The 12,978-nt window shown below is 73.7% G+C and carries 3 protein-coding genes; all 3 read left to right on the forward strand.

Annotation, left to right across the window (positions count from 1 at the left end; all coding sequences use genetic code 11):
• The first annotated feature begins 4 nt into the window (after positions 1-4).
• The 3 genes from WME85_RS03715 to WME85_RS03725 all read left to right on the forward strand — a co-directional run bounded on the left by WME85_RS03715 (position 5) and on the right by WME85_RS03725 (position 12,965).
• Positions 5-1,156, forward strand: a complete 1,152-nt coding sequence (locus tag WME85_RS03715) for an amidohydrolase family protein (RefSeq protein ID WP_437835304.1) — start codon at positions 5-7, stop codon at positions 1,154-1,156.
• 363 nt (positions 1,157-1,519) lie between these two features.
• Positions 1,520-8,314: a MupA/Atu3671 family FMN-dependent luciferase-like monooxygenase gene (locus WME85_RS03720; protein WP_437842231.1), complete on the forward strand. Its 6,795-nt coding sequence runs from the start codon at positions 1,520-1,522 to the stop codon at positions 8,312-8,314.
• Between the two features lies 1 nt (position 8,315).
• The gene (locus WME85_RS03725) at positions 8,316-12,965 is read left to right on the forward strand and encodes a beta-ketoacyl synthase N-terminal-like domain-containing protein (RefSeq protein ID WP_437835305.1); all 4,650 of its coding nucleotides are present in this window, start codon (positions 8,316-8,318) and stop codon (positions 12,963-12,965) included.
• The last annotated feature ends 13 nt before the right edge of the window (positions 12,966-12,978 follow it).

Here is a 12,978-nt window from a genome sequence, read left to right on the forward strand (position 1 = left end):
CGACATGAAACAATTTCACGGCCGCCTCAATGACCTCGACTCTCACATCCAGCCGTCGCTCACCAACTACGAGCTGGCCGCCGGGGAGACCGGCCGCAACTTCGTGAACGGTATCCGCAATGCGCTCCAGTCGCTCCCCCCGGAGGCGGCGCAGAAGCTGGCGGTGCTCATCGGAGACGAGAGCTCCGAGTTCAACGAGGAGACCGTGTGGAAGATCAAGGGCGCCTCGGCGCCAGGGGCGTTCTCTCCCGAGGGGCGCCTCAAGACCCTGGACATCATGGGCGTCCGCCGCGCGCTCATCTTCTCGGATCCAGGCATCCAGGGGGTCGCGTTCTCTCCGGGCGAGATCGGCCTCGCCACGATGCGCCACTGGAACGAGTTCGTCGTGCGGTTCGGGAGTCACGATCCGGATCGCCTGCGCGTGGCCGCGCTCGTCAACACCCACGACGTCGACATCGCGACCGCCGAGGTGGAGCGGGTGCTCGCGGCGGGCGGGCGGGCGTTCGTGTTCGCCAGCTCGGTCCCCCCGGGGCAGCTCTCCCCGGCCCACCAGAAGATGGACCGCATCTGGGGGATGCTCTCGGAGGCGCGCGCGACGGCGCTCCTCCATATCGGCGGCGAGCACGGATTCATGGCCTCGGACGCCTGGGCCCGCGGCGTGGATCACCTGGAGTTCCAGCCGCACGATTTCACCTCCGAGACCGAGCAGATCAACACCTACACCTTCTCCGCGTTCCACTACGCGCCGCAGCACTTCATCTCGACGCTGGTGCTGGGGGGCGTGTTCGAGCGCTTCCCCGAGCTCCGGTTCGGGGCCATCGAGGTCGGCGCAGGCTGGCTCGCGCCGATGGCAGAGCGCCTCGACCACGTGGCGAACCTGTACGCGCGGCGGCTCGCGCCGGTGCTGTCGATGAAGCCGTCCGACTACATTCGCAGGAACGTCCGAGTCACGCCGTTCCGCTTCGAGCCGGTGGCGACCTACATCGATCGTTACGGATTCGAGGAGTGCTACTGCTTCTCCAGCGATTTCCCCCACCCCGAGGGCGGCGTCGAGCCGCTGAAGGAGTTCAGCCGGAACATCGAGCGGCTCGGCCAGGGCGCCGCCGAGAGGCTGTTCGTCAAGAACGCCGAATGGGTGCTCCCCGCGCTCAGCTGATCCGATGAAGAATACCCTCTCAGCGTCGATTCGGTGTCGGCAGATCGGCAGCTTGACTGGTCGACTGGCCGACTGGCGTCGACTGATATCTACTGGTGTCATGCTGGCCGTGTGAAGTCGGTTGGGGAATGCTATTGAACATGGGCGGTTGAGTCAGCTATCGTTGAATGTAGCGTCACGGCTTGTCAGCCTGGTGGTCGCCAGGGCGGGCTCTCGTGCGCTGAAGTTTCACGTGGCTGCTCAGGCGCCCGTAACTCCGGGATTGTGATGCAAAAGCACGAGATTGGGGCTCCCGCTGGTGGCTCTACGCCGTCTGCGTCGGGCGGCAGGCGCGAGATGTTGCTTCATGACATGCGGAGCACCATGGCCCGCATGTTCCGCACGGGAATCGACGAAATCGATCCACGCGCGCCGTTCCTCGAGATGGGCGCAGACTCGCTGGCCCTCACCGAGATCGTGCGCATCATCCAGACGACGTACGGTCTCAAGCTGAGCATTCGGCAGTTCTTCGAGGAGACGACGACGCTGGCGGCTCTCGCCCGCTACATCGACGAGCGGCTGCCGGACGGGTGGACAAAGCTCGCTTCTGCTCCGGCGGAGTCGGGGCCGAGCCCAGAGAAGCCCGTCGCGCAGGCGCCGTTGCCCGTCGCGCAGGCGCCGTTGCCCGTCGCGCAGGCGCCGTTGCCCGTCGCGCAGGCGCCGTTGCCCGCGGTCCTGCCGGCTGTGGCACCCGCGATGGCGCTCGCGCCGGTCGTCTTCGCCCCCCCATCCTCCTCTCCGGGCGGGCTGCAGCTCCCGCGCAGCGAGATCGCGGCGCTCCTCGGACAGCAACTGCAGGTCGTCTCCCAGCTCGTTTCCCGCCAGCTCGCGCTGCTCAGCGGCCGCGCGGTGACGCTGAGCGCCGATCCCCAGGTGCCCGCGCTCGCGCCTGCGCCCGCCTCGACCGCCGAGCCGCCTCGGCCGGCGCCGCCATCCCAGGGATCGGCGCCGGGCCACAGCAACGGCGCGTCGACCAACGGCGCGTCGACCAACGGCGCGCCGACCAACGGCGCGCCGACCAACGGCGCGGCGAGCCAGGGCGCGTCGACCAACGGCGCGGCGCAGGCAGCCCCCCTGGTCACATCGCGCGGCCTCGGCGCGCGGCAGCAGCAGCACCTCGAGGCGCTGGTCGAGCGCTACAACCGGCGCACCCGCCGCTCCAAGGAGCTGACGCAGCGCCACCGCGCGCACCTGGCGGACAGCCGCGCGACCGTGGGCTTCCGCTTCTCGACGAAGGAGATGCTCTACCCGATCGTCGGCGAGCGCGCCGCCGGCACGCGGATCTGGGACGTCGACGGCAACGAGTACGTCGACCTGACCATGGGCTTCGGCGTCCACCTGTTCGGGAACCGCCCGGAGTTCATCAGCGAGGCGATCCGGCAGCAGCTCGAGAACGGCGTGGACCTCGGGCCCCGGTCGCCCGCCGCCGGCGAGGTGGCAGAGCTCGTCTGCCAGCTCACGGGGCACGAGCGCGCGGTGTTCTGCAACTCGGGCACCGAGGCGATCATGTCCGCGATCCGGCTGGTCCGGGCGCGCACGGGCCGCTCGCGCATCGCGATCTTCTCGGGCTCGTACCACGGCCACTCCGACGGCACCCTCGCCGAGCGCGACACCACGGGCGGCCCCCTCGACTCGTCCCCGGTCGCGCCCGGGATCCCGCGCGGCGTGGCCTCCGACGTCGTCGTGCTCGACTACGGCGCGCCGGCGTCCATCGAGCTCTTGCGAGCGCACGGCAAGGAGATCGCGGCCGTGCTCGTCGAGCCGGTGCAGAGCCGGCACCTGGATCTCCAGCCGGGCGAGTTCCTGCGCGAGCTACGGCAGGTCACGCGCGAGACCGGCACCGCCCTGTTCTTCGACGAGATGATCTCCGGCTTCCGGGTGCACCCCGCCGGCGCGCAGGGGCACTTCGGCGTCCAGGCGGACATCGCGACCTACGGCAAGATCGTCGGCGGCGGGATGCCGATCGGCGTCGTCGCGGGCCGCGCCGAGTACCTGAACGGGATCGACGGCGGGCCCTGGCAGTACGGCGACCGGTCGTACCCCAAGGAGGACATGACGTTCTTCGGCGGGACCTTCTGCCAGCACCCGCTCGCGATGGTCGCCGCGCGCGCCGTGCTCCAGCGCCTCCGCGACGAAGGGCCGAGCCTCCAGCAGCGCGTGAGCCGGATGACCTCGGACTTCGCGCGCGATGCGAACCAGATCTTCAGCGAGTTCGCGGCGCCCGTCCGGATCGAGCACTTCGGGTCCCAGTTCCGGTTCGGTACCACGGGCAACATGGACCTCCTCTTCTACCACCTGCTGGAGAGGGGCGTTTACATCTGGGAGTGGCGGAACTGCTTCCTGTCCACCGCCCACACGGCCGAGGACATGTCCTTCGTGCTCGGCGCGCTCCGGAGCAGCCTCGAGGACCTCCGGAGCGGCGGCTTCCTGGACAGCGTGGGCCCGGTCCCCATCGACTCGCCCCTCCGGGCGAAGACCTCGCCCGCAGCGCTGAAGAGCGGCTCCGCTTCGGCCGCCGCGACGACGGCCGCGGCGACGACGGCCGCTGCCGCGACGACGGCCGCTGCCGCGACGACGGCCGCTGCCGCGACGACGGCCGCTGCCGTGACGACGGCTGCTGCCGTGACGATCGTCGAGCCCTCCGCGCGGGGGATCCCCCGGTTCGTCGAGCGCCGCCGCGGCGAGAGCGCCGCGATGGCCGGCGAGGGCGCCATCGTCGCCCCGCGCACCACCGGCCGGCCGGTGGAGCTCAGCCTCTCGTTCTTCGGCAAGTACGACGCCGACTTCCGCCGCGACAAGTACGACCTCCTGTTCGAGAGCTGCCAGTGGGCAGATCAGCGCGGGTTCCCCGCCGTATGGCTGCCCGAGCGGCACTTCCACTCCTTCGGCGGCCTGTCGCCCAACCCCTCCGTGCTCGCGGCGGCGCTCGCGCGCACGACCAAGAACCTGCGCCTCCGCGCGGGCAGCGTCGTGCTCCCGCTCCACAGCCCGATCCGCGTCGCGGAGGAGTGGGCCGTCGTCGACAACCTCTCGGGCGGCCGGGTCGACGTGGCGCTCGCGTCGGGGTGGCACCCCGACGACTTCGTCTTCGCGCCAGGGAACTACGGCAGCCAGCGGGAGATCACGTTCCGCGACGCCGAGGTCCTCCGGAAGCTCTGGCGCGGCGAGCCCGTCAGCTTCCCCGGCGGGACGGGCAAGCCCGTGGAGGTCCGCATCCACCCGAGGCCCATGCAGGCCGAGCTGCCGCTCTGGCTCACCATCGTCAACAACCCCGAGACCTACGTGAAGGCCGGGCAGCTCGGCCTCGGCGTGCTGACCAACCTCATGGGGCAGAGCCACGAGGACCTCGCGCGCAACATCAGCCTCTACCGCAAGGCGCTCGCCGAGAACGGGTGGGCCCCCGAGCGAGGCCACGTCACCGTCCTCGTCCACACCTTCGTCGCCGAGACCGACGACGCCGCCCGCGCGGCCGCGCGGCGGCCCTTCAACGAGTACCTGCAGTCGTCGATCGGGCTGTTCCGCAACCTCGTGAAGAGCGAGCAGCTCGACATCGACTTCGACGACCTGACCGCCGACGATCGCGAGTACATCTGCGACAGGGCGTTCGCGCGCTACCTCGACGGCTCCCTCCTGGTCGGCTCGCCGGCCTCGTGCGAGGCCGTCGCCCGCGGGCTCTCGGCCCTCGGCGTCGATGAGGTCGCCGCGTTCATCGACTTCGGCGTCGGCGGCCAGAAGGTCATGGACAGCCTGCCGCTCCTCGACGAGGTGCGGCGGCGCTGCGAGCGCGCGGAGCCCGCGCCGCGCGCGAGCGGCGCCGCGCCGGAGATCGGCCGGGCGCCCCGGCGACAGCCGCTCCTCGCCTCGCAGCAGCAGATGTGGGTCCTCTCTCAGATCAGCCCGGAGGGCGCGATCTCCTACACGGACCTCGCGGCCATCGAGCTCCGCGGCGCGCTCGACGTGCCCGCCCTCAAGGCCGCCCTGAACGCGCTCGTCCGCCGGCACGAGGCGCTCCGCTCCTGGGTCAGCGACGACGGCCTCACGCTGCTCATCGCCGGCGAGGACGAGGTCACGCTGGACGTGCCGGTCGTCGCGCTGCCGGACGACGAGGCCGCCCGCGCGTGGCTCCGGTCGCACAGCGCCGCCCCGATCGATCTGCACCGCGCCCCCGTGCTCCAGGTGCACCTCCTCGCGCTCGGCGATCGCCGGCACGTCCTCGTCCTGCGCGCCCACCACGTGCTCGTCGACGGCTGGTCGCTCGGCAACCTCGTGGGCGAGCTCGGGCACCTCTACACGGAAGGGCGCGCGGGGCGCCCCGCGGAGCTGCCGCCGGCGGCGCAGTTCTCCGAGTTCACGCGATGGCAGGCGGCGCTCGAGGGCAGCGAGCGCTGGGCCGAGGACGAGGCCTACTGGCTGTCGCGCCTGTCCGGGCCCCTGCCGACCCCGCAGCTCCCCGCCGACCGGCCGCGCCCCGCGGTCATGTCGTTCCGCGGCGAGCGCCAGACGCTCCACCTCGACGCCCGCCTCGTGCGCCTCGCCGGCGAGGTGTCCCGCAAGCACGGCTGCACGCCGTTCATGTTCTTCTTCGCCGCGTACGCGCTCCTCCTGCGGCGGCTCTGCCAGCAGCGCGACCTGCTCGTCGGCGTCGCGGTGGGCGGGCGGCCCGCGGAGCTCGGCGAGGGGCTCGTCGGCTCGATGAGCCAGCTCCTCCCGATCCGGCTCGACGGGCCGCGGGACGGCGCGTTCGCCGACCTGCTCCGCGCGGCGCGCGGCGCGCTGCTCGAGGCGTTCGAGCACCAGGCGTACCCGTACGCCCGGCTCGTCCAGAAGCTCGGGGCCGGCCAGGACCTGAGCCGCGCGCCGATCGTCAGCGCCGTCTTCAACTACGACCGGCCGCTCTCGGTCCCCGGCTTCGCGGACCTCGAGGCCCGCGCGCTGCCCCGCGACATCGGGTACGCGCGGTACGACCTCTACCTCAACGTCATGACCGTCGGCGGCGAGGTCGAGCTCGAGTGCGACTACAGCACCGACCTCTTCGATCCGGCCTCCATCCGCCGCTACCTCGAGGCCTACGCCGGTCTGCTCGAGCAGATCTGCGAGGACCCCCGCGGCCGCCTCTCGGAGTACGGCGTCGTGGCCGGCGAGGACGAGCAGCGGCTGCTCGTCGCGTGGAACGCGACCGCGAAGGACGCCCCGGCCTGGCTCCCGGTCCACCGGCAGATCGAGGCCCGGGCGAAGGAGACCCCGGACGCGATCGCGATCACCGTCGAGGCCGACCTCGCGGACGGCAGCAGCGTCCCCGCCCAGGCGCTCACCTACGCCGAGCTGGATCGGCGCGCGAGCCGCCTCGCCGCGGCGCTGCGCGCGAAGGGCGCAGGGCCGGAGTCGCGCGTGGCGATCCTGGCGCCGCGGTCCCCCGACCTGATCGTCGGGCTCCTCGGCATCCTCAAGGCCGGGGCCGCGTTCCTGCCGCTCGACCCGGCCTACCCGGCGAACCGCCTCACGTGGATGCTCGAGGACGCGGGCGCGCGGCTCCTCGTCACCGTCCGCTCGCACGCGGGCGCGCTCCCCGGCGCCACCGCCGAGCGCGTGCTCGTCGACGAGATCGCCGCCGGCGCGGCGGGCGCCCCGACCGCGGCGGAGCCCGGCGCGGGCGTGCTGCCGGAGAACCTCGCGTACCTCATGTACACCTCCGGATCCACCGGCCGGCCCAAGGGCGTCATGATCTCGCACGAGGGGCTCGCGGACTACCTCCGCTGGTGCCGCGACGTCTACCCGGTGACCGAGGGCGAGGGGACGCCGCTCCACGGCTCGATCGCCTTCGACGCGACCCTCACGAGCATCTTCCCCGCGCTGTGCGCCGGGCGCTCCGTCTTCGTGGTCCCGGACGACCACGAGATCGAGGGCCTCGTGCGCGCCCTGCGCGGCGGGCGCCGGTTCGGCTTCGTCAAGCTGACGCCGTCCCACCTCGGGCTGCTCGCGGAGCTCTCGGGCGGGGCGAACCTCCTGGAGCGCACCGGGGCGGTCATCCTCGGGGGCGAGGCGCTCACCGAGGCGCCGCTGGCCCCGTGGAAGGAGCGCGCGCCGCACCTCCGCGTCTTGAACGAGTACGGGCCCACCGAGGCCGTCGTGGGCTGCGCCCTCCACGAGGGCTGGGAGGTGCTCCCCCTGTCCGGCGGCGCGTCGATCGGACGGCCGGCGGCGAACACGCAGCTCTACGTGCTCGACGAGCACATGCGGCTGCTCCCGCCGGGGGTCATCGGCGAGCTCTACATCGGCGGGATCTGCCTCGCCCGCGGCTACAACCAGGCGCCCGCGCTGACCGCGCAGCGGTTCGTGCCGAACCCGTTCGCCGGCCGCTCGCCCGGCGCGGCGCCCGGCAGCCGGCTCTACCGGACCGGCGACCGCGCGCGCTTCCTCCCGGACGGGACCCTCGAGTTCCTCGGCCGGCGCGACGACCAGGTCAAGATCCGCGGCTTCCGCGTCGAGCTCGGGGAGATCACCGCCGTCGTCGGCCAGCACCCGCGGGTCCAGGGCGCCGTGGCGGTCGTGCGCGGCGAGCACCTCGTCGCCTACGTCGGCTCGGACGCGGCCGGCACCGGCGACGAGGCGCCGCTGCGGAGCGCGCTGCGGGAGCGGCTGCGCGAGGCCCTGCCGGCGCACATGGTCCCGGGCGACATCGTGGTCCTCGCGTCGCTCCCGCTCACCGTGAACGGGAAGGTCGACGCGGCGCGGCTGCCCGAGCCGAGCCGCGAGAACCCCGACGCGGCGGAGGCGGACCGGGCGCCGCGGAGCGAGCTGGAGGCGCGCATCGCGGCCGTGTGGCGCGACCTGCTCGGGCTCGATCGCGTCGGCATCCACCAGAACTTCTTCGACCTGGGAGGGCACTCGCACCTGGTCGTGCGCGCGCACCGGCGCCTCGTCGAGGAGACGGGGCGGAGCGTCCCCGTCGTGGAGATGTTCCGCCACCCGACGGTCGCGACCCTGGCCACGCTGTTCGGGGACACCGGCGCAGAGGGCGCGCGCGAGAGGGCGGCCGGCGAGGACAAGGACGCGCGGGCGCGCGCGCGGAAGCTCGCGCTGGAGGGGCAGCGCCAGCGCGCCCAGAAGGGGAGGAGCTGAGATGACGACGGAGGAGACCAGCGTGGAGCAGAACCGGATCGCGATCGTCGGCGCGGCGCTCCGCTTCCCCGGGGCCCGCACGCCGGACGAGTACTGGCGGAACCTCAGCGGCGGCGTCGAGTCGGTGCGCACGCTCTCCGACGAGGAGCTCGAGGCGGCCGGCGTCTCGCCGGAGGAGCACCGGGACCCCCGCTACGTCCGGCGCAAGGGCATCCTCGACATCGCGGATCAGTTCGACCCGCGCTTCTTCGGCATCCCGCCGCTCGAGGCGCGCGTCATGGACCCGCAGCACCGCATGTTCCTCGAGTGCTCCTGGGAGGCGCTCGAGAGCGCGGGCTACGGCGGCGACGACCGGGGCGGGCGCGTGGGCGTCTACGGCGGGGTCGGGCTCAACACCTACTGGCTGCGGTACGTCACGCGGGACGCGCGGCTCATGAGCCTCCTCGGCGGCTGGCAGGCGTCGATCCTGAACGACAAGGACTTCGTCCCGACGCGGGCCTCGTACCACCTCGACCTCCGGGGGCCGAGCGTCAGCGTCAACACGGCCTGCTCGGCGTCCCTCGTGGCCGTCCACATGGCCTGCCAGAGCCTGCTCACCTACGAGTGCGACATGGCCCTGGCGGGCGGCGTGACCGTCGAGTTCCCGCAGCACGAGGGCATGCTCTACCGCGAGGGGATGGTCTACGCGCCCGACGGCCGCTGCCGGCCCTTCGACGCCGCGGGGCGCGGCATCGTCGACGGCAACGGCGTGGGCATCGTCGTGCTGAAGCGGCTCGACGACGCCCTCCGGGACCGCGACACGATCTGGGCCGTCATCCTGGGGTCGGCCATCAACAACGACGGCGCGGCCAGGGTCGGCTACACGGCGCCGAGCATCGAGGGGCAGACCGACGTCGTCCGCCAGGCGCTCGCGATGGCCGGGTGCGACGCGGACTCGATCGGGTACGTCGAGGCCCACGGCACCTCGACGGTGCTCGGGGACCCGATCGAGGTCGCCGCGCTCACGCAGGCCTTCCGCGAGACGACCTCGAGGAAGGGCTTCTGCGGCCTCGGCTCGGTGAAGTCGAACCTGGGCCACCTCGACACGGCGGCCGGGGTCGCCGGGCTCATCAAGACGGCGCTGTGCCTCAAGCACGGGCAGCTCGTCCCGTCGCTGCACTTCGAGAAGCCGAACCCCAACATCGACTTCGCGAGCAGCCCCTTCTACGTGTGCACGGAGACCCGCGACTGGCCCGCCGGCGCGACGCCGCGCCGGGCGGGCGTGAGCTCGCTCGGCATCGGCGGCACCAACGCCCACGTCATCGTCGAGGAGCCGCCGCGGCCCGAGCCGTCGGAGAGCCGGCGCCGCGTCCACGTGCTCCCGCTCTCGGCGAAGAGCGAGGCGGCGCTCGGGCAGGCGCGGGAGCGCCTCGCGCGTCACCTCGAGGGGACGCAGGACGGGGTCGCGGACGTCGCCCACACCCTGCAGCTCGGCCGGCGCGCGTTCGAGCACCGCGCGGCGGTCGTCGGGCTCGTCGGGCAGGCCCGCGAGGAGCTCGTCGCGGCGCTCCGCGAGGGGCAGGGCTTCACGGGGGCCGCCGCCGAGCGCCCGCCGTCGGTCGTGTTCATGTTCCCGGGGCAAGGCTCGCAGCACCTCGGCATGTCGCGCGAGCTCTACGAGGCGGAGCCCACCTACCGCGCGGAGGTGGACCGGTGCGCGCAGATCCTGCGGCCGGCGCTCGACCTCGACCTCCGGGCGCTCATGTTCTCGACCCACCCGGACGACGAGGCGCGGCTGCGCGACACGGCGATCGCGCAGCCGGCGCTGTTCGTGGTCGAGTACGCGCTCGCGCAGCTCTGGGCGTCGTGGGGCGTCACGCCGGACGCGATGATCGGCCACAGCATCGGCGAGCTCGTCGCCGCCTGCCTGGCCGGCGTCTTCGATCTTCCGGACGCGCTGCGCCTCGTGGCGCTGCGCGGGCGGCTCATGGCGAGCACGGCGCCCGGCTCGATGCTCGCCGTCAACCTGCCGGAGGGCGAGCTCCGGGCGATCCTCCCGGCCGATCTGTCGGTCGGCGTGGTCAACGAGCCGAGCTCTTGCGTGGTCTCCGGGCCCGAGGCCGCGATGGCGGCGTTCGAGCGGACGCTGGAGCCGCGGGGGATCTCGCACCGCCGGCTCCACACGTCCCACGCGTTCCACTCGACGACGATGGATCCGGTCGTCGAGGCGTTCGTGAAGGAGGTCGCGCGCTGCGCGCCGCGGCCGGCGCAGAAGCGGTACATCTCCAACGTCACCGGCACCTGGATCGAGCCCGCGACGGCGGCGTCGCCGGCCTACTGGGGCAAGCACCTCCGGCAGACGGTGCGGTTCGCCGACGGCATCGACGCGCTGCTCGCCGAGGAGCCGGGGCGCACCTTCATCGAGGTCGGCCCGGCGCAGGCCCTGAGCTCGATGCTCAAGCGGAACGCCGGGCGGAGCGGGGCGGGCGCGATCGTGCCGAGCCTGCCGCACCCGCGGACCAAGGCGGGCGACGAGCGGACGCTGGCCGAGGCGCTCGGCAAGCTGTGGGTGCGCGGCCATGACATCGCGTGGAAGGCCGTGCACGCCGAGGAGAAGCTGCGGCGGGTGCCGCTGCCCACCTACGCGTTCGACCACCAGCGGTGCTGGGTCGACCCCGCGCGATCGGAGGGAGGCCGCGCGCTCGCGCCGGGGAGCTCCGCCGAGGGAGGCCGCGCGCCGGGGAGCTCCCGGGCGGGCGCCACGGTCTACGCGCCGTCGTGGGTCCGCCGCGCGGCGGGACGCGCGGCGGGCGGGGCGAGCGACCGGCGCTGGCTCGTCTTCCTCGACCGGGGCGGGTGGGGAGAGGCGCTCGCGGAGCGGCTCCGCCAGGGGGAGGGCGACGTCGTGGTCGTGCGCCCCGGCGCCGCGTTCAAGGCAGACGGCGGCCGCGACTTCGTCGTCGACCCCGCGAGCGCCGAGCACCACCGGCAGCTCCTCGAGGCGCTCGATCAGGGCGCGGGCGTGCCCCGGCGCATCGTCCACCTGGTCGGGGTCGAGCGGGCGGCGAGCGGGGACGGCGGCGACGCCGCGCAGCTCACGGCGTTCGCCAGCCTGGCCTCGCTGATCGGCGCGCTGGGGCGGCGCGAGCCGGCCGGCGGCGGTCACGGCCAGCCGATCGAGCTCACGGTCGTCTCGAACGGCGCCCAGTCCGTCACGGGCGAGGAGGACCTCGACCCGGGCGGCGCGGCGCTGCTCGCGCTGGTCCGGGCGGCGGGGCAGGAGCACGCGTGGCTCACCTGCCGCAGCGTCGACGTGAGCGACCGCGAGCTCGGACGCGCCGCGTGGCTCCCGGACCGGCTGGTCGCGGAGGCGCTCTCGGGCTCGCCGGCGCAGCTCGTGGCGTACCGCGGCAAGCACCGGTGGGAGGCCTCGTACGAGCCGGTCGCGGTCGACGAGGAAGGCCAGGCCGGGGGCGGGCTCCGGCAGCGAGGCCGCTACCTCGTCCTCGGAGGGCTGGGCGGCGCCGGGCTCGCGATCGCGCTGCACCTCGCCGGCGCCTTCGCCGCGGAGCTGCTCCTCGCCGAGGACCCCGACGCCCCGGCGCCGGCCGATCCGCGCGCCGCCTCGGTGAAGGTGATCCGCGCGCGGCTCGACGACCCCGGGGAGCTCTCGCGCTGCGTGCGCGAGGCGGAGGCGCGGCTCGGCGGGCTCGACGGCGTCGTGTACGCGGCGGGGATCGAGGACGCCGCGCTGTTCGGCGGGATCGGCGATCTCCGGGCTCCGGACGTCGTCGCGCGGCTGGCCCGCCACGGCCGCGGGCTCGCCGCGCTGGAGGCCGCGCTCGAGGGGCGCTCGCTCGACTTATGCGCCGTGAGCTCGTCGCTCTCGGCCATCCTGGGCGGGCGCGGGCTCGCCGCCTATGCGGCGTGCCACCTGATCCGCGACGCGTTCGTCCGGCGGCACAACCAGCGGTCCCCGCAGCGGTGGATCGCCGTGAACTGGGACCGCTGGCTCGACGGCACGCCCGCGGGGCCCTCCCAGGGCCTCGACCCGGCGCAGGCGCTGCGCGCGCTCGAGCGCCTCCTCGCGGGCCCCGAGCTCGACCAGGTCGCCGTCTGCTCCGGCGATCTCGTGGCGCGCCTCGAGCAGGGCCGCCGCGCCGAGCGCGACGCGGCGGCGCCGGCGCGGCGCACGGACGGCGACGCGCGCCCCGCGGCGGAGGGGGGCGACCGCCCCGACCTGTCGACGCGCTACGTGGCCCCGCGCGACGAGGCCGAGGCGGCGATCGCGGAGGTCTGGCGGGAGCTGCTCGGTATCGCCCAGATCGGGGTCGAGGACGACTTCTTCGAGCTCGGCGGCCACTCCCTCCTGGCCACGCGGTTCCTGGTGCGGCTGGAGGAGAAGCTCGGGACGCAGCTCACCATCACCGACTTCTTCCAGCACCCGACGATCGCGGCGCTCGCGGGCCTCGCGCGCGGCGCGGCGGCCGACGAGGTCGACCCGGCCGAGCTCGCCGATCTGCTGGCCCAGGTCGAGGGGATGTCCGACGACGAGGCCCTGGCGGCGCTGGACCTGGATGGGCAGGGCTCGGCGGGCGCGTCGGCGAACCACCCGAGCATGAACGATGGAACGAACGGCCGGGCGCACGACGCCCGGCTCGATCCGGCCTGAAACCCGAGTGCCT

The organism is Sorangium sp. So ce1153 (assembly GCF_051521595.1).
In the GTDB taxonomy this organism is placed as follows: domain Bacteria; phylum Myxococcota_A; class Polyangia; order Polyangiales; family Polyangiaceae; genus Sorangium.

What these genes read in the sequence shown, in the direction of transcription:
- WME85_RS03715 (WP_437835304.1), top strand. Translation starts at nt 5, where the DNA reads ATGAAACAATTTCACGGCCGCCTCAATGACCTCGACTCTCACATCCAG.
- WME85_RS03720 (WP_437842231.1), top strand. Translation starts at nt 1,520, where the DNA reads ATGGCCCGCATGTTCCGCACGGGAATCGACGAAATCGATCCACGCGCG.
- WME85_RS03725 (WP_437835305.1), top strand. Translation starts at nt 8,316, where the DNA reads ATGACGACGGAGGAGACCAGCGTGGAGCAGAACCGGATCGCGATCGTC.